Genomic DNA, 18912 nt, shown 5'->3' on the forward strand with positions numbered 1-18912 from the left:
AGCAGTGAAACGCAATTGCGCCGATGGTAGTGTGGGGCTTCCCCATGTGAGAGTAGGTCACCGCCAGACACCTAATACAGTGAAGAGGCTACCCGATAGGGTAGCCTTTTTGCGTTTAAGGCCGTTGAAAACAAAAAAGCCCCTCGCTTGGGCGAAGGGCTTTTTTGTTTTCAGCGCGCCTAGTGTCGGCAGCCTATAGTGTTGTCATCAAGCTGAAAGAGTCGTCAATCAGGCCTGGATACTGATAAATAGTTAAGCAATTTTTAGCTGACTATCTCCGGCCTACTTCGCTGCCAGTCAACTAGTAAAATAAGCAGACTACATGAAAGGGGTATTTCCCATGCTGGCGACTTCAGGCAATAAAAAGCCCATCACTTGGATGGGCTTTGCTGGTTTATTAAGGCGCTCTATTTAATACGACTTCTGAGTTCAGCTTCGTGAGCTGTCGGATTATCCTGAACCAGTAAGTGGTAAAGGTTGTCGTTAATCCGCATGAAGTCCTTCACACCAGCGCCTTCAAGCTGGGCTAGCTCGACATCAACGGGTTGCTTAATAGATATCCTTAATCTGCTGGTTGCGCAGGCGATCACATCGGCAACGTTTGCCGCGCCTCCCATCGCCTCGCAAATGATATCTATATGTTGCTTAACGTCATCGCTAATATCTACGGCCGTCGATGATACCGATGTGGAAGATTCCACTGGCGCCTGCACCTGGGCCGTAGTTGTGGGTGCAACGCCATCAGCCTTTCCCGAGCGAATCGCCTCATCCATGTCGGTTTTTAGGTTTTCAGATTGGGTGCCAAAAATCGCTTGGATCCCATTCCCAACAACCACGACGCCAGCCGCGCCCATCGACTTTAATTTGTCTTGATTAACCTGGGCGATATCCTTAACGCCCACACGTAGCCGAGTGATACAGGCATCAAGGCTGGAGATGTTGTCTTTACCGCCAAATGCCGCGATAAGTGCGAGGGTTTTATCTGCTGCTGGATCTCCGCTACTGGATGTCTCTTCTTCGTCATCATCGACAACCATGGCGTCTTCTCGGCCCGGTGTGGCTAAGTTCATGGTTTGGATAACGACTCTAAATAAAACGTAGTAAATGGCGGCGTACATTAAGCCAAAGACGGGGAACAACCAGCCCTCTTGAGAGTTGGAGTAGAGCACAATAAAGTCAATTAAGCCATGTGAGAACGAGGTACCGTGAACCATTCCTATCGCATTAGTCAGTACGAATGCAGAGCCAGCAAGTAACGCGTGAATGCCGTAAAGTACTGGTGCTACAAATAGGAAAGAAAACTCGATTGGTTCGGTGATACCCGTCAGGAAAGAGGTCAACGCTGCTGACATCATGATACCGCCAACTTTGGCGCGGTTTTCAGGCCGTGCGGTGTGCCATATAGCGATGGCGGCGGCAGGTAAGCCATACATCTTGAACATATAGCCACCAGCGAGTTGGCCAAAGCCATTACCCGCTGCTCGGCTCGCAGGGTCTGCAGCGAGATAGCAACTAAGAACACCATTCACTTTTTCGCCTGATGCATTCACACACTCACCGGCTTCAAAGAAGAAGGGGACGTTCCAGATGTGGTGGAGGCCGAAGGGGATGAGTGAACGTTCTACGACGCCATATATACCAAATGCGACAGTTGGATTTTGATTTGCGGCCCAGTGCGAAAAGGCACTGATTGCGTCACCGATTGGCGGCCAGACGAAAGAGAGGATCACGCCCGCAATAATAGCGCTGAAGCCGGTAATAATTGGGACGGAGCGTTTACCAGCGAAGAACCCTAAATAGGCTGGAAGTTGGATCTTATAGAAGTGTTTAAATGCCCACGCGGCGATCCCGCCCGCGATGATACCACCGAGTACCCCGACATCCGTTCCTGGTGCAACAACGGACAAGGTTTTGATCATGATGACATAACCAACCGTTGCTGCGAGCGCTGCGACACCATCATTTTCGGTGAAACCAAGCGCGACGCCGATAGCGAATAGCAATGCCATATTGCCAAATATCGCGCCACCAGATTGTTCCATGATTTGGGAGAGAAGCTCCGGTAAGAAGCCAAATTTGGCTGCACCGACTCCCAATAAAATACCAGCAACAGGTAATACTGATACTGGCAACATTAACGATTTACCTACCTTCTGCAATGCTGCGAAGGAATGTCTCCAGACACTCATAGGGCGTTCCTTTTCTAGTAGTTGTTGGCCGCGTGTTAGTCCATGCTCAAATTGCGAACTGCAGTCGCATCAGGTTGAGCGAGGGCTTTAACCGCGAACTGTTTGCATTGTTCATAATTGAGTTTTCGTACATTTGCTTTTACTTCAGGGAGTACAGGTACACTTACTGAGAGCTCGGCTACGCCGAGTCCTACCAAAATGGGCACCGCGATCGGGTCGCCTGCTACCCCTCCGCAGACACCGACCCATTTGCCGTGGGCATTCGCCCCTTTCACTGTCATATCGATCAGGCGCAGTACCGCCGGGTTTAATGCATCAACCATGGGGGCTAATACTGGATGACCGCGATCCATCGCTAAAGTGTATTGGGTCAGGTCATTGGTGCCGATGGAGAAGAAGTCGACATGCTCAGCGAAGATTTCTGCCATGACTGCGGCGGCAGGTACTTCGATCATGATGCCGATCTCTACACCGGTAATTTCAAGCTTCTCAGCTTCTTCAATGACGACTCCTTTCGCGGCAAGCAGCTCTGGCAGAGTGGCAATCATAGGGAACATGATCCGTACTTTGCCTTTTTCGTTGGCCCGCAGAACTGCCCTAACCTGGCGTCTTAGCATGGAGGGGCGATTAAGTCCGACGCGGATACCGCGCTCACCAAGGAAGGGATTCTCTTCCTCCGGCAAAGGCATATAGGCCAAGGGTTTATCGCCACCAACATCTAGGGTTCGGATAATGAGTGGTTTATCCTTACCCAAGGTTTCAGCTATTTCACTGTAGATCTGCGTTTGGGTCTCTTCATCAGGCTCGGAGACGCGGTCGAGGTAAAGGAATTCAGAGCGGAGTAAGCCGACCCCTTCGCCTCCCAACTTGATCGACTCTATGGCATCAGCGTTACTGCCGATATTGGCAACAATCTCCATATGGTGGCCGTCAGTCGTTACTGCTGGCTCCATGCAGCTGCTGAGCGCCTCAGCTCTTGCGGTAGCATGCTGTGCTTGCTGCTCTTCTATCTGCTTGATCTTCTCCGCTGTTGGCGCGGTGTAGAGTTTGCCCTTGCCGCCATCAAGGATCACCGAGCGTCCCGCAGGTAACTCTAGGGCGGCCTTATCAATCCCTGCAATGGCTGGTAGATTCATCGACCGAGCGATAATGGCAACATGGGAGCTGGATCCGCCAAGGGAGGTGCAGAAACCGATCACCTTTTCTTTATCCAAATTCGCGGTGTCTGATGGTGTTAGATCTTCCGCAATTAATATGCTGTTCTGTGGAAAGTCATAGCTTTGATCGCCATAACCTAATATGTGGTGAAGTACACGTTGACCAACATCTTCTAGATCATTCGCTCGCGCTGCGAGTACTTCGTTATCGAGCTGAGTGAGCACTGCTTTCTGCATTTTTATCGCAGAGTCCCAGGCAAACGCGGCCGACTTTCCGGTGTGTATTAGGCGCTTGGCTTCATGATAGATCCCCGGATCTTCCAGCAACTCCTGATGGGCGGAGAAGATCTCGGCACGATCGGTTGCACCTTCAGCTTTAAGTTTGGTTTGCAGTTTTTCCAATGCGCTTCGGCTGCATTCGATAGCGTTGACCAGGGTTTCCTGCTCGGTGTTGCTGTCGTTAGCATCTTCATCAAAGCTGAGGGTTTGCTTGACTATCTGATAGATTTCACCAATAGCTAGGCCGGGGGATGCTGAGACGCCAATTAACACATCCTGCTCGTCACTCTTAATTTGGAGCAACGGGGCTTCTTCTGGCTCTGCGACGGCGGCCGCGGAAGGAGCGACTTGCTCACCGACCTCTTCACCTAATCCCAAGTGAATTTGCTCGGTTAGCTCTTCGATTGCTTTGGCACCATCACGACCTTTGGCAGTGATCTGGATGGTGCTACCAAATTGCACGTTAAGTCCCATGATAGCGACAACACTCTTGGCATTGGCCGTTAGTCCTTCTCGAACTAAAGTGATCTCTGACTGGTAGTGCTTGGCCAAGTTTGCCAATGTCGCGGAAGGTCGGGCGTGGAGACCTGCCGGGTTGGGAATAACGATGTCACTGCTCGTTACTGGCTGGTAGGTTTCTTTATCTATTATCTCTTGAGTCGAGGTTTCCCCTAACGATAACTCAAGTACGGTGTCTTGCTCCGCTTCGACATGGCCAGAACCGTACTGATAGGAGTGCACGAGCTCGCCATTGGTGACAATGATAATCGTTAATAGGCTACGCGCATTGAGTGCAATTTGATCCGCATCGAAGTCAACTAAGGGTTGGCCAACCGTAACTCGCTCGCCCTCTGTCACCAGAGGAAAAAAACCTTCCCCCTTGAGCAGCACAGTGTCTAAGCCAATATGCATCAACACTTCAACGCCTTGCTCTGAGCGGATGGTAACAGCGTGTTTGGCGGGGTGGATCTGAACAATGGTACCGTCAATCGGGGACACCAGGACTTGACTGGTTGGGTCTATGGCGATGCCATCGCCAACCATTTTTTGTGCAAAGACGGGGTCTGGCACATCTTCGATTGATCTTATGTAACCGGAAAGTGGGGCCTTAAGCTGTAAAGATGGCTGGGCCATATTCTCATACTCCATTAAAAGAAGATGAAAATAACTATAGTGCACAGGATGCAATTTGCGTGGTGTAATGATTGAAAGTTAAAGAAAATTTGGCTGTGTAGGTCACATTGTTGTAACCGAACCGGTGTAACCCTTTGGCGAGTTTACCCTCGCTTCGCTGGGATAAAAAAAGAGCCCCAATTAGTGGGGCTCTTTAAGCAGGTATCACGTTAAGTTATTAAGATTGACCGAGCTGCAGGCTAACTTCTGCCTCACAAGGCAATGCGAGTTCACCAAGCAACAGATGAAATACAGTATCGTTAATCTTCATTACATCAGTCACGCCTGCTGCCGAGAGTGCTTGCTCATCTGGTTGCACCGCCGCCTTTAGCTTTAAGCGTAAGCGACTGGTTGCACAGGTTTGAAAGCTCTCGATGTTATCACGGCCGCCCATCTGAGCGATGAGTGTGGCAACCAGTGGTGCGACATCGGTTGTGGCGACTGGCGCAGCACTATCGTCTCGGTGAACGGCTTCAGGCTTTGGGACTGCAAGTGCTTCCTGCAGCGAACCTGACTGTGAAAGATACTCGTCCATCGCTGTTTTCAGGTTTTCAGACTGCGTACCGAAAATAGCTTGCATACCGTCACCTACCTGAACAACACCAGCGGCACCCATCGCTTTAAGTTTAGCTTGGTCGACCTTTGCAGTATCAATCACACTGACACGAAGGCGAGTGATACAGGCATCCAGATTAGTGATGTTTGCAGCGCCGCCAAAGGCCATTACCAGTTGTTTTGCCTGATCAGAGCCACTGCTTGCAACTTCAGCTGCTTCAGATTCATCTTCACGGCCAGGCGTTTTCAGGTTGAGCTTGATGATAGCGACACGGAACACGACATAGTACAGCGCACCATACATCACACCGAATAGCGGGAATAACCAGCCCTTTTGCGAGTTTGCAAACAACACAATGAAGTCGATCAAACCGTGAGAGAAGGTGGTGCCGTGAACCATACCTAAAGCGTTAGTCAGAACAAATGCAGAGCCAGCCATCAGTGCGTGGATCGCATACAGTACTGGTGCAACAAATAGGAACGCGAATTCGATTGGTTCGGTAATGCCCGTTAGGAATGAGGTCAGGGCAGCTGAGATCATGATACCGCCCACTTTGGCGCGGTTTTCAGGCTTGGCTGTGTGCCAGATAGCGATAGCAGCGGCAGGTAGACCATACATTTTGAACATGTAACCACCGGCTAACTGACCGAAGCCGTTGCCCGCTGCGCGGCTGGCTGGATCCGCTGCACTGTAGCAGCTCAGGATACCGTTGATGGTTTCACCGGAAGCGTTAACACATTGGCCTGCTTCAAAGAAGAACGGCACATTCCAGATATGGTGCAAACCGAATGGGATCAGAGCACGCTCAACCACACCGTAGATACCAAAGGCGACAGTTGGGTTTTGATATGCCGCCCAATGAGAGAAGCTGGCAATCAGGTTGCCGATAGGCGGCCAGATGAATGACAACACGCAGCCGACACCGATTGCGGCGAAACCTGTGATGATCGGTACCGAGCGTTTCCCGGCAAAAAAGCCGAGGTAAGCTGGCAGCTCGATGCGGTAGAAGCGGTTAAATGCCCAACCCGCAATACCGCCTGCAATAATACCGCCTAAAACACCAACATCGGTGCCTGGCGCAACAACGGCCAACGTTTTGGTCATGATCACATAACCGACCGCAGCGGCAAGTGCTGCAACACCATCATTTTTCGTAAAGCCCAATGCAACACCAATGGCGAACAATAGCGCCATGTTGCCAAATACGGCACCACCGGCTTGTTCCATGATTTGAGAAACGATCTCGGGCAGCCAACTGAATTTTGCTGCACCGACACCGAGAAGTATCCCCGCGACCGGTAGAACGGACACGGGTAACATCAGCGATTTACCGACCTTTTGCAGGGCGGAAAAAGAGTTTTTCCAAATGCTCATAGCCTGTTACCTATCTATTTGTGTTTAGATTTAATTATGTTTTTAGTTTTCTAGTGCTTCGTTTTAGCCTGTACCGCCGCTAATCAACGGTCGGTACCAATGCTCGAACCTCTTTCGCGTCAGTTAGCTGCAAAGCTTTTGCTGCTAGCTCCTGACACTGAGTGAGTGTTAACTCACGTATCTGTGACTTGATCTCGGCCAGTACCGGTACGCTGACTGACAGCTCATGTATGCCAAGGCCGATCAGTAGCGGAACGGCTTGTGGATCGCTGGCGATACCACCGCAGACACCGGCCCATTTGCCGTGGCGCTTCGCTGCATCGGCAGTCATCTTAATTAAGCTGAGAACAGCAGGATTAAGGCCATCGACAAACGCCGCCAGTTTCGGGTGACCGCGATCCATTGCCAGGGTGTATTGGCTCAGGTCGTTACTGCCGATAGAGAAGAAGTCGACTTCCGGGGCAAACTGCTCAGCGAGAACCGCGGTGGACGGTACCTCTACCATGATGCCGATCTCTATCGGGGCGACATCCAGCTTGATGCGCTCTTCTTCAACCACCTGCTTAGCTAGTTTCAGCTCATTGAGCGTGGCGATCATCGGGAACATGATGCGGATGCGGCCATGGGCAGATGCCCGCAGAATGGCACGCACTTGCTTGCGCAATAGGGTTGGGCGATCCAAACCGATACGAATTCCCCGCAGACCCAAGAATGGATTCTCTTCGCTTGGCAGGGGTAAGTAGTTCAACGGCTTATCACCACCGACATCAAGGGTGCGAACAATCAGTGGGCGTTCAGGGCCAAGTTCCAGCAATACATCACGGTAGATCTCATACTGCTCTTGTTCGGTTGGCTCAGTGACGCGATCTAGGTAGAGAAATTCTGAGCGCAGCAGGCCAACACCTTCACCGCCCATGGTCACAGACTGGCTGGCATCTTTGATGCCACCAATATTTGCTACCACCTCCAGTTGATGACCGTCGCAGGTGATCGCCGCTTGATGGGCATTGAGGCGGGCATGCTGGCGGCGGCTGTCAGCGGCTTGCTGGCGGTTGGTGATCTCTTTCAGCGCAGCGGCAGAGACATTGAGTTTTAGCTGCCCTGACTGGCCGTCCAAAACAACTTGGGTGCCATTCGTTTGCTGCATCGCTCTGGGGTCTATACCGGCGATAGCTGGCAGCCCCATGGCGCGAGCAATAATGGCAACATGGGAGGAGGAGCCTCCTTGTACCGTAGCGAAACCCACTACTTTTTCTTTGTCCAGATTAGCAGTGTCGGATGGCGTTAAGTCGTCGGCAATCAGAATGCTGTTGTTCGGTAATTCAGGCCCTTGCGCTGGCATATTGAGCATAATGCGGAGTACGCGATTTCCTACATCCCGCAGATCAGTGGCACGCTCTCTTAGCAGTTGATTGTCCATTTGGCTGAAAACGAGCGCTTGCTGTTCGATAGTATGTTGCCAGGCGAATGCAGCCGATTTACCTGCAGTAATAGTGACCTCAGCCGCTTCCAACAAGGTGGGATCGCTGAGCAACTCTTGGTGCGCTTGAAAGATCTTGGCACGCTCAGCATCACCTTTATCGATCCAGGTTTGTGCCAACGTCGCTAGTTGTTGCGTGGCGGTACTGATCGCTTGATTTAACTGGTCAGCTTCATCGGCTGAATTATTTGTGGTTTCTTTGATGTCAAAGCGTTCGGGCTGGATAACAAATATCTCACCAATGGCTAAGCCTGGTGATGCCGCGACCCCTTCCAGCAGATCGTCTTGTTGTTGCTTGGGTAGTAGCAAAGAGGTTTCTTCTGGCTCCGCGACTTCCTCGTTTTGTGATTGTTGCACATCTTCACCGAGACCTTCGCGGATCGCTTGCGTTATCTGCTGCAGAGTCGCTTCGGCGTTGGCACCTGCGGCATGCAAAATCACAGAGGCACCGAAAGGCACGTTGAGTCCCATCAGGGCAACAACACTTTTGGCGTTAACCTGACTGTCGTTACATTCGAGGAATAGATCACAGCCACTTTCCTTGGCTAGTTTTGCCAGCGTTGCCGATGGACGGGCATGTAAACCTGTTGGGTTGGGGATCAACACTGGTTGGCTGCTAAGCAGTGGATAGTTTGGCTGGCTAGTTTTGGCTGCTTGCTCGTCAACTTGTTTCAGTACCAGCTCTAGCAAAGTGTCTTTGGGGCCATCCACGCGGCCGCTAGCGGGGATCTGCTTTTCTACTAACTCACCGTTGGTAATGATTATCTCTGTCATCAAGCTGCGGGCATTGAGAGCGACTTGGTCAGCGCAGAAGTGGATCAAAGGTTGTCCGGTAGACACTTTGTCGCCTTCGCTGACGTGGGGAGTAAATCCTTCACCGCGCAGCATCACGGTATCTAACCCTATGTGCATCAATATTTCGATACCCTCGGCGGTACGTATTGTGATGGCATGGTGAGAGGGGTGAAGTTGAATAACTTCGCCAGCACATGGGGCACATAGCGTGTCGCTAGTTGGGTCGATGGAGATACCGTCACCGACCATCTTTTGTGCAAATACAGGATCGGGTACTTCGGATAAGTCGTATATCATGCCTTTGAGAGGCGCTTGCAAAATAACAGACTGAGATGATGTCTGGCGTTGGATCTGAGCGTGTTGAGCGATGGCCATGACGATTCCTGACGAATGAAATTGGCGACGATTCTATGGTGATGCGCTTTAAATAAATTGCGCAAGATCACTTTTGGGGAATGGGAAAACACTAAATAACAGTCGGTTACGCTGCCGTTACACTAAGTTACATTGCACACGCTGGCAGCGTTATGTTTCCTGTTTTGCTGCGCAAAATTTGACCTTATGACTTGGCAAAGAGGGATTAACGGACTAGTTTAATAAAATAGTCTAACTCTTTGTTTGAACGGTGATTTCATGAAGAAAATTTGGTTTGCATTGTGTTTGCTGATTGGTTTTATGCCTGCGGTATGGGCCGACTCGGTGGCTGACGAACGCGCGGAAGTGATGGCCATGCATGATAAAGCATTGGCCCAACTTTATAAGGAAAAGCCGGAAGCGAAAACTAAAGTGCAAACGGCTCCTGGCTATGCGGTATTCAAGAATGCCGATGTTAACTTGCTAATCGCTGCTGTGGGGGGCGGTTATGGCGTGGTGCATAACAATAATACTGGCAAAAATACCTATATGAAGATGGGGACAGGCGGCATCGGTCTCGGCCTGGGGGTGAAAGATTTTCGTGCTGTTTTTATTTTTAGAACGGCGGAAGTGATGGATAAATTTGTTAATAGCGGTTGGGAGTTTGGTGGTGAGGCGGATGCGTCCGCGAAAGCCGGTGATGATGGTGGTACGGCAAGCGGGCAGGCGGTGGTCAGTGATATTGAGATTTATCAGATGACCGAGAGTGGCTTGGTATTGCAAGCGACGGTTCGTGGCACCAAGTATTGGCTGGATGACGATCTGAATTAGTCCCTTCAATTGCGGGCGAAGTGGCTAAAAGCTACTTCGCTCATGCTCGCTTCTATGCTTGCGCTCTCTTCTTCTGTGTCGCCCTGGCACGTTATCTGGTTGCGGTGGTGATTGCTAACACAGTACTCTACAGAGGTTATCAGAATCTTTTTTTGTCCAAAATTGCCTGTAGCCTAACGGTTTTTAGCTAATACCTTTAGGTACTATCGAAGTTCATTCGGCCGCGTTTGCCAATTTAAGTGATAGGGGAGTATTCAATGAGCGATCTCGACTTGCAGCATGAGTTGAACGCGGTTCACAAGCGATTAACTGCGATTGAAGTGGCACAGCAGTTGATGGCCAATCAGCTAAAGGAGTTAGCACCTGATAGTGCAAAGCGCTTAGCCAGTGCGCTAGAGAACGTCGCCTTTACCGACAAAATGCTCGTCGACGAGCATGTCAGAGGCCATCTGAAGCATCTTGCACATATGTTGAATAGCCAGTTTACGCCTCCCATTTCAGGGATCGGTGAGCCACTTAGTACGACACTGCCGAGTGAAGGATTAAAGCACGACCCGAGTAAAGAGTAAGCATTAGATTGAAAAATGGCCGAGTGATATCGGCCATTTTCTATGGTATTAAAGCTGATTGTTCCGAGCGGCTTACAACATAGATCGCAAAAAGCGCGCAGTGTGGGAGATCTTACTTTGGCTGACCTCTTCTGGCGTCCCGCTGGCGATTATCTGGCCACCACCTGAGCCACCCTCAGGCCCTAAATCGACTACCCAGTCTGCAGTTTTCACCACATCCAAGTTGTGCTCAATGATCACAACGGTATTGCCGTGATCTCGCAGCCGATGTAACACATCCAAAAGGTGCTGAATATCATGGAAGTGCAGGCCGGTGGTCGGTTCATCGAGAATGTATAAAGTTTTCCCTGTGTCCCGTTTGGACAACTCTTTTGCCAGCTTTACCCGTTGCGCTTCGCCGCCAGACAAGGTGGTTGCGGACTGGCCGAGGCGAATGTAGGAGAGGCCGACATCGATCAAGGTTTGCAGTTTGCGAGCGATAGCGGGTACCGGATCGAAGTAAACCCGCGCATCTTCCACTGTCATCTGCAGTACTTCATCAATGGTTTTGCCTTTGTAGCGCACCTCTAATGTTTCGCGGTTGTAACGTTTGCCTTTACAGACATCACAGGGCACATAAACGTCGGGCAGGAAGTGCATCTCTACCTTAATAACACCGTCGCCCTGACATGCTTCACAGCGCCCCCCTTTGACGTTAAAACTAAAACGCCCTGGCTTATAGCCGCGAGAGCGGGATTCCTGCGTGGCAGCAAACAGTTCGCGAATGGGAGTGAAAATCCCGGTGTAAGTTGCTGGATTTGACCGGGGTGTCCTGCCAATTGGGCTTTGGTCTATATCGACCACTTTGTCTAGCAGATCCATCCCTTCAATGTCGGTATAAGGCGCCGGCTCTCCGGTGGTCGCACCATTGAGTTCGCGATGGGCAATACGAAACAGGGTATCGTTTATTAAGGTTGATTTGCCGGAGCCGGATACGCCGGTGACGCAGGTCATTAGACCTATTGGCAATGTCAGTTCGACATCTTGTAAATTGTTACCTGTGGCGCCTTTGAGTGTTAGCCACTGATCTGAAGCGGGTGTGCGTTTTTCTGGAACCTCAATTTTCACCGCGCCAGAAAGGTATTTTCCGGTGAGAGAAGCATCGCTAGCCATGATGTCGTCGACACTACCCTCGGCAATGATCTCGCCGCCATGCACGCCTGCACCAGGGCCGATATCTACTACGTAATCAGCACTGCGGATCGCATCTTCATCATGTTCCACGACGATCACTGTGTTACCAAGATCGCGAAGGTGATTCAGCGTTTTCAGTAAACGCTCGTTGTCGCGTTGGTGCAGGCCGATGGAGGGCTCATCTAGCACATACATTACGCCAACAAGGCCCGCGCCGATCTGGCTGGCCAGCCTGATGCGCTGGGCTTCCCCGCCCGACAGGGTTTCGGCAGAACGGGATAGTGTCAGGTAGTTAAGACCAACATTCACCAAGAAGGTCAGACGGTCTTTGATCTCCTTGAGGATCTTTTCACCGATCTTCTCCTTCTGCCCAAATAGTTCCAGCTGTTCGAAGAAGCTCAGACAATCGCCAATAGAGCGCTCCACGACTTGGGGCAGGGTGGTGTCAGAGACAAATACGTTTCTGGCTTCCTGGCGTAGACGTGTACCACTGCAACTGCGGCAAGGCTTATGGCTGATGTACTTCGCCAGCTCTTCCCGCACTGAGCTTGATTCGGTTTCCCGGTAGCGACGGGCAAAGTTGTTAGCAATACCTTCAAACGGGTGGCGGCGAATCACGATATCGCCACGGTCATTTAGGTATTTAAACTCAATCTCCTGTTTGCCACTGCCATTCAGCAGCAGCTCTTTGGCTTTATCTGTTAGTTCAGCAAAGGGGATATCCAGCTCAAAGCCAAAATGTTCCGCCAGCGAGCCCAGCATCTGGTAGTAGTAAAAATTGCGTTTATCCCAGCCGCGAATAGCACCGCCAGCGAGAGTCAGTTCCGGGTTGGTAACGATCCGGTCTGGATCGAAAAACTGCTGGGTGCCTAAACCATCACAGGTCGGGCAAGCGCCGGCCGGATTATTGAAGCTGAATAGCCTTGGCTCAAGTTCGGCGATGGAATAACCGCAGTGTGGGCAGGCGAAGTTAGCGGAAAATATCAGTTCTGGTTTTTCCGCTTCATCCATCCAGGCGACTTTGGCATTGCCATTGGACAGACCCAGCGCCGTTTCAAAGGATTCCGCTAGGCGAAGTTGCAGATCCTCTCTGACTTTAAAACGATCAACTACAACTTCGATGGTGTGCTTCTTTTGTAGTTCTAATGCCGGTGGATCACTGAGATCACAGATCTCACCATCGATACGAGCACGGATAAAGCCTTGGGCGGAAAGCCCTTCAAGCACCTTGGTATGTTCCCCTTTACGTTCCTGCACCACAGGAGCCAGCAGCATCAACTTACTCCCTTCAGGTTGCGCCAACACATGATCAACCATCTGGCTGATCGTTTGTGCTGCCAGTGGGGCGTGGTGGGTTGGGCAGCGAGGCTCACCAACACGGGCAAATAATAAGCGCAGATAGTCGTATATTTCGGTGATCGTGCCGACCGTTGAGCGGGGATTATGGGATGTCGATTTCTGTTCGATGGAGATCGCTGGAGACAAGCCCTCGATGGCATCGACATCGGGCTTTTCCATCAGTGAGAGAAATTGACGCGCATATGCCGATAGGGATTCGACATAGCGTCTTTGTCCTTCGGCGTACAAGGTGTCAAAAGCGAGTGAGGACTTACCTGAGCCAGAAAGCCCGGTGATCACAATGAGCTTGTCTCGAGGCAGGGTCAGGCTGATGTTTTTTAAGTTGTGGGTGCGTGCGCCACGGATCTCAATTTCGTTCATAAAGCACTATTCAGCTGCCAAAAGGGAAACGCGTAGCATCTCACATTTTTAGCTAACTTACCTGCTTCAAATGATGGTGGCGCAGATTGAAAGAGTGTCAATAAATTAACGAAGCGTCAATAAATTGACTCTCTTTGGTTGTTGTGTGACCGGTATCGCTGTTTTTTGCTCAATAACCAAGCATTATGTGTTCGCTTTCTCAGCGTTGTGAGCAACATATTTACATCGTTTGATAGCGATAACAATAATAAGCTTTATTAGAAAAAAATGTACCTCTACCCTACAACAGGAATCCGATAATGAACTTGATCAGGCGCATGCTTCCGCTCGCGGTGGCAATGGCTGTGGCAACCCCCACTTTGGCTGCAGTATCAGAAAATAACGATGACATCATGATCCAAGGTTTTCACTGGCATTCAGCCAGTGCTGGTGATTGGTATCAGCAGGTCGGACACCAGGCAAATGAACTCGCCAGCGCTGGCTTTGACATGGTGTGGTTACCGCCCGCTTCACAGGCTGGCTCTCTGGAAGGTTACCTGCCAGAGCAATATAACAACCTGAACTCTAACTATGGTACAGAACAAGATCTGCGGGATCTGATTACCGCTCTGCATGGTAAAAATATCAAAGCAATTGCTGATATCGTTATCAATCACCGTAACGGTACTGGAAGCTGGTGTAACTTTGTTAATCCAGATTGGGGTAACGATGCGATTACGTCTGATGATGAAGCATGGGATGCGACCGGTTCGGATTGTTCCGGTACTCGCGGAGCTGCAGATTCCGGTGGTGGCTATGCGGCTGCTCGTGATCTCGACCATAGCCAATGGTATGTGCGTCAAAGTTTGAAAACTTGGATGAACGACGTATTGAAAGGTGTTGGTTTCGATGGCTGGCGCTATGACTATGTTAAAGGCTATTGGGGCGGTTATAACGGCGAATACAACGAAGCCACATCTCCTTACTTCAGCGTCGGAGAGTACTGGACATCACTTTGTTACAACGGCGAAGACTGCTTCTTTGGTGGTGAGTACCCAGATCAGCATCGTCAATTACAGCTCGATTGGGTTGACTCAACAAACGGCAACAGCGCTGTTTTTGATTTCACCACTAAAGGGATCCTGAATAAGGTTCTAGAAACCTACAACTTCTCTCATCTGCGTGATGGTAACGGCAAGCCTCAAGGTACCATTGGTGCTTGGCCTAGTCGTTCAGTCACCTTCGTAGATAACCATGACACAGGTCCAAGTGAGATGTGTGGCAATGGCCAAAGTCATTGGCCAGTACCGTGTGACAAGGTGATGCAGGCTTATGCTTATATCTTGACTCATCCGGGTGTGCCTTCCATCTACTGGGCGCATTACTTTGACTGGGGCTTAGGCGATGATATCAAGGCGCTGATGGCGCTGCGTAAAGCCGAAGGCCTGCACTCTGATTCTTCCGTTACCATTGATCGTGCTGAGCAAGGCCTGTATGCCGCTTATATCGGCGACACCGTGGCAATGAAGATGGGTAATGGTAGCTGGAGCCCTGCGGGCAGCAACTGGACAGTGGCTGAAGCGGGTACCGATTGGGCTATCTGGACCAAATCTGAGCTTCCAGGTGACTGGAAACGCACCGTTATTTTGATCGAGGGTCTTACTGAATCTGGTCAGGATATGTTTATCCGTGGTGGTATTGACCATGATTATGCGGCCGCCAACTTAGGACGTAGCTGCACCGCGACAAACTTTGAATGTGCAATGCCAATCCGTCACAACAACCTGCGTAATGCAACCACTGCACCGTGGAAAGCAAACGACAACTATCTAGATTGGTACGGACCTGAAGCGTCACAAAGTGGTACAGCCGAAGGGTCAGCTGCTGATTGGACAACGAACACTTGGCCTGCAGATTGGGGCGCAGTGAAGACGGTTGCCGTTGATGGTTTTGGTGAAGAGCCGCTTAATGCTTACGGCGCTCACTACTGGATGCTGGATGTCGATATGGATTGCAGTAAGGCCGTTGATGGTACTTGGTTTGAGTTGAAAACCTTCATCAGTAACGGCCCTGCTTGGGAAGCGGACGTTAGCCAAGCTGGTGCCCCTTATGTTTCCGGTAACCATTTCGCTGAATGCGGCAAAGTTAACGTATTCAAGCGGGGTGTGAGTGAGCCGGTAAGTATTCACAATTTTTAAGTCTGGACTAGCCATCCCTTGTTGATTGGCGCCTACGGGCGCCTTTTTTTATTTCGTTAAAGTGAGCGGATGAAGCTGCCCGCTGAGCGTGTTAGACTCGCTGCTCTTTTTGTGACAACAGATAGACTTCCTGAAGCATGGCGTTTGGACTTTCATCATTAGAAACTAAAGCGGCGTATTCGCTAGCGACCATCTTTGCTATTCGCATGCTGGGATTGTTTATGATCATGCCTGTGTTTGCGCTTTATGGTGCAGAGCTGGCTGGTTATAGCCCGCTTTGGGTCGGTTTGGCGATTGGTGCCTATGGTCTGACGCAAGCTGTTATGCAGATACCGATGGGGCTAGCCTCTGATCGTTACGGTCGCAAACCGGTGATCTACTTCGGCCTGCTGCTGTTTGTGGTTGGTAGTGTTGTCGCGGCTTTGAGTGACAGCGTTTATGGCGTGACAGTCGGACGGGCATTGCAGGGGATGGGCGCTATCTCCAGCGTGGTGATGGCATTGGCTGCCGACTTAACCCGTGATGAGCAGCGACCCAAGGTGATGGCGCTGATCGGCATGTTTATCGGCATTGCGTTTGCTGTTGCCTTAGTAGCTGGGCCGATCTTGGCTGCACAACTGCATCTATCAGGCTTGTTTTGGGTGACCGCAGGACTGGCTGTGGTGGCTTTTTTGTTAACGCGTTTCACCGTGCCAAATGCCATCTCTTTCGCCCCCAAGGGGGATGTGGTACCTATTCCATCAAGGCTGAAAGCGCTCATTGCTGATCCACAGTTAAGCCGCCTGAATATGGGCATTTTCTCGCTACATCTTTTGATGACCGCCATGTTTGTTGCCTTGCCGGGAGAGTTGGTGCGGGTGGGCTATCAACCAGAGCAGCATTGGCATATCTATTTACCAACCTTATTACTGTCGTTTGTATTGATGATCCCTATGTTGATCATTTCGGCGAAAAAAAGAAACAGCCGCGGTGGCGTCAGAGCATCACAGCTACTGCTGTTTGTCAGCCTGATGGGGTTCGCATTTGCGCCGGAAAACTTGCTGGTGGTGACCGGGATCGTGGTATTTTTCACTGGCTTTAATTATCTTGAAGCGACTTTGCCGACATTGATCGCAAGATTTGCTCCCGCTGGAGCCAAAGGCAGTGCCATGGGCATTTACGCCAGTAGCCAGTTTTTCGGTGCGTTTTGTGGTGGTCTGCTTGGCGGCGTGGTGATGCAATTTTTTACCCCCAAGATAGTATTTCTCGTAGCGGCCTGTTTGGTGCTGCTTTGGGCAGTGTTCGCTTGGGGAATGAGTGAAGCGGGGCGTTATCGCAGTGTTACCTTAGACGTTGCTGCATTGCTCACTAAACATGATGGCGCAGTCGCGCTGGCCGAGCAGCTAAGAGAGCTGCCCGGCGTTAAAGAGGTGACGATAGTCGCCGAAGAAGGAATTACTTATCTCAAAGTAGATGAGACATTTGAATTAGCACCAGCCAAGGCATTACTGGCCGGTAGTTAGTGTTATATTGCTGAAAAAGTAAAAGTGGAGAGCATGGCATGGCCAGCAGAGGCGTGAACAAAGTCATATTGGTCGGAAATTTGGGACAAGATCCGGAAGTCCGTTACATGCCAAATGGCGCAGCGGTAGCCAACTTTACCGTTGCAACCAGTGAAAGCTGGAAAGACAAACAGACCGGCGAGCAGAAAGAGCAGACGGAATGGCACCGTATCGCTATGTATCGTCGTTTAGCTGAGATCGCCGGTGAGTACCTGCGTAAAGGCTCTAAGGTTTATATCGAAGGGCGCTTGCAGACTCGTAAGTGGCAAGATCAACAGGGCCAAGATCGTTATACGACAGAGATTGTCGCTAACGAAATGCAGATGCTAGACAGCCGTGGTGCTGGTCAAGGCGCCGGTCAACCGCAGGCTAACGCCGGTGGTTTCCAGCCTCAACAAGGCTTTCAGCCTAAGCAACAGCCCGCTGCACAGCCACAGCAAGGTTTCCAACCACAGCAGCATGCCGCACCGCAAACCGCACCGGCGCAGCAGCCTGCACAACCGGGTTTCAATCAGAAACCAGCCGGTATGCCGCAGCAGCAACCTGCACAGCAGGCCCCGGGTCCAATGGGCGGCGAGCCACCGTTGGATTTCGATGACGATATTCCGTTCTAAGGGTTGCCATTCGGTTACCGCTGAACAATGAAAAAGCCCCATGTTTGGGGCTTTTTTGCGGCTAGCTACCAGGCTGTGGTCTTCGGATTCGATGACAGTCGCTATAAGAAAGTTCGCTGCAAAGCGGGCTTATATCACTCGATGAATTTGGTCCGGCGGTTCTTTTCGATTATCTATCACTATCGGTGCATGACTATTTCACAGCTAAATTTAATTGCGAATTAAATGATGTGTTGTAACATTGCTATTTGAGGTAAACGATTGAGATTGGGTGGGTTATGAGCGTGAACAGTAAGCGCTTTCGCTATTGTGAACTTGGCCTAGGTACAGTATTGGCGGCGCTGCCTGCGGCTTTTTCTGTTGCTATCGCTAGCCAACCCCATGTTCATGGGGTGGCGGAAGTAAACATTATTGCTGACCAGAACCTGTTGCTGGTTGAGCTTAGATCTCCCGCAGACAATTTGGTTGGCTTTGAGCACAAAGCCACGACCCAGGCCCAGGACAAACGTGTTGAAATCGCTAAACAAATGTTGGCCGATGCCAGTGCGCAGCTCCTTATCGATGGCGGGCAGTGCAAATTGGTGGATTACCAAAGTGATATTGGCAAGCTGGCTGTGAATGGTGATGGTCATGACCATCACCATCAAAACGTCGCATCTCAGCATCATCATGGTGAACATGAACATGAACATGAACATGAACATGAACATGAACACGATGATGGCGGGCATGCGGATATCGCCGCCAGTTACCAGTTTAGCTGTGATCAAATGGCTGCCGTTCGATCGGTAGATCTACTACTGTTCTCCTCTTTTCCAGTCATCGAAAGCCTGAATGTCCAGTGGGTTGCATATGGTCAGCAGGGCGCTGTCACACTTAAAAATGGCGAGCAACGCGTGTCACTCAAGTAGTGCGATGACCGAGGATTAGT

General features: G+C 50.7%; 9 protein-coding genes and 2 pseudogenes. 6 read left to right on the forward strand and 5 right to left on the reverse strand.

What is annotated here, in order from left to right; translation table 11 throughout:
- Window positions 1-752 precede the first annotated feature (752 nt).
- From ptsG (EZV61_RS08090) to ptsP (EZV61_RS08105), 4 genes and pseudogenes are all read right to left on the reverse strand, one after another.
- Window positions 753-2189: pseudogene (gene ptsG, locus EZV61_RS08090) on the reverse strand (PTS glucose transporter subunit IIBC); the annotation flags it as partial.
- A gap of 35 nt (window positions 2190-2224) precedes the next feature.
- Window positions 2225-4759, reverse strand: a complete 2535-nt coding sequence (ptsP, locus tag EZV61_RS08095; protein ID WP_114338089.1) for a phosphoenolpyruvate--protein phosphotransferase — start codon at window positions 4757-4759, stop codon at window positions 2225-2227.
- Window positions 4760-5315: 556 nt separating this feature from the next.
- Window positions 5316-6728: pseudogene (gene ptsG / locus EZV61_RS08100) on the reverse strand (PTS glucose transporter subunit IIBC); the annotation flags it as partial.
- 79 nt (window positions 6729-6807) lie between these two features.
- Window positions 6808-9378 (reverse strand): phosphoenolpyruvate--protein phosphotransferase, encoded by a 2571-nt coding sequence (gene ptsP / locus EZV61_RS08105; protein WP_131414931.1) that lies wholly within the window; start codon window positions 9376-9378, stop codon window positions 6808-6810.
- A 258-nt stretch (window positions 9379-9636) separates the two neighbouring features.
- Between ptsP (EZV61_RS08105) and EZV61_RS08110 the strand changes: the two genes are divergently transcribed.
- The gene (locus tag EZV61_RS08110; protein WP_131414933.1) at window positions 9637-10188 is read left to right on the forward strand and encodes a lipid-binding SYLF domain-containing protein; all 552 of its coding nucleotides are present in this window, start codon (window positions 9637-9639) and stop codon (window positions 10186-10188) included.
- Between the two features lie 257 nt (window positions 10189-10445).
- Window positions 10446-10757, forward strand: coding sequence for a hypothetical protein (locus EZV61_RS08115; protein WP_130567165.1), 312 nt, complete (start codon window positions 10446-10448; stop codon window positions 10755-10757).
- Between the two features lie 72 nt (window positions 10758-10829).
- On the opposite strand, the gene uvrA is transcribed toward EZV61_RS08115, so the two are convergent.
- The gene (gene uvrA / locus EZV61_RS08120; protein WP_131414935.1) at window positions 10830-13649 is read right to left on the reverse strand and encodes an excinuclease ABC subunit UvrA; all 2820 of its coding nucleotides are present in this window, start codon (window positions 13647-13649) and stop codon (window positions 10830-10832) included.
- Window positions 13650-13948: 299 nt separating this feature from the next.
- Here uvrA and EZV61_RS08125 point away from each other — a divergent pair, with 299 nt between their 5' ends.
- The 4 genes from EZV61_RS08125 to EZV61_RS08140 all read left to right on the forward strand — a co-directional run bounded on the left by EZV61_RS08125 (window position 13949) and on the right by EZV61_RS08140 (window position 18892).
- Entirely contained in the window at window positions 13949-15826 is a 1878-nt protein-coding gene (locus EZV61_RS08125; protein ID WP_131414937.1) for an alpha-amylase C-terminal beta-sheet domain-containing protein, read from the forward strand.
- Window positions 15827-15963: 137 nt separating this feature from the next.
- Window positions 15964-17328: an MFS transporter gene (locus EZV61_RS08130; protein WP_131414939.1), complete on the forward strand. Its 1365-nt coding sequence runs from the start codon at window positions 15964-15966 to the stop codon at window positions 17326-17328.
- Window positions 17329-17366: 38 nt separating this feature from the next.
- Entirely contained in the window at window positions 17367-17981 is a 615-nt protein-coding gene (ssb, locus tag EZV61_RS08135) for a single-stranded DNA-binding protein (RefSeq protein WP_114338096.1), read from the forward strand.
- Between the two features lie 278 nt (window positions 17982-18259).
- Window positions 18260-18892, forward strand: a complete 633-nt coding sequence (locus EZV61_RS08140; protein ID WP_131414941.1) for a ZrgA family zinc uptake protein — start codon at window positions 18260-18262, stop codon at window positions 18890-18892.
- Window positions 18893-18912 lie beyond the last annotated feature (20 nt).

The sequence above is a fragment of the Corallincola luteus genome (assembly GCF_004336975.1).
In the GTDB taxonomy this organism is placed as follows: domain Bacteria; phylum Pseudomonadota; class Gammaproteobacteria; order Enterobacterales; family Neiellaceae; genus Corallincola; species Corallincola holothuriorum.

Coding starts and splice junctions, on each gene's coding strand:
- ptsP (WP_114338089.1), bottom strand. CDS start 4,759: ATGGCCCAGCCATCTTTACAGCTTAAGGCCCCACTTTCCGGTTACATA.
- ptsP (WP_131414931.1), bottom strand. CDS start 9,378: ATGGCCATCGCTCAACACGCTCAGATCCAACGCCAGACATCATCTCAG.
- EZV61_RS08110 (WP_131414933.1), top strand. CDS start 9,637: ATGAAGAAAATTTGGTTTGCATTGTGTTTGCTGATTGGTTTTATGCCT.
- EZV61_RS08115 (WP_130567165.1), top strand. CDS start 10,446: ATGAGCGATCTCGACTTGCAGCATGAGTTGAACGCGGTTCACAAGCGA.
- uvrA (WP_131414935.1), bottom strand. CDS start 13,649: ATGAACGAAATTGAGATCCGTGGCGCACGCACCCACAACTTAAAAAAC.
- EZV61_RS08125 (WP_131414937.1), top strand. CDS start 13,949: ATGAACTTGATCAGGCGCATGCTTCCGCTCGCGGTGGCAATGGCTGTG.
- EZV61_RS08130 (WP_131414939.1), top strand. CDS start 15,964: ATGGCGTTTGGACTTTCATCATTAGAAACTAAAGCGGCGTATTCGCTA.
- ssb (WP_114338096.1), top strand. CDS start 17,367: ATGGCCAGCAGAGGCGTGAACAAAGTCATATTGGTCGGAAATTTGGGA.
- EZV61_RS08140 (WP_131414941.1), top strand. CDS start 18,260: ATGAGCGTGAACAGTAAGCGCTTTCGCTATTGTGAACTTGGCCTAGGT.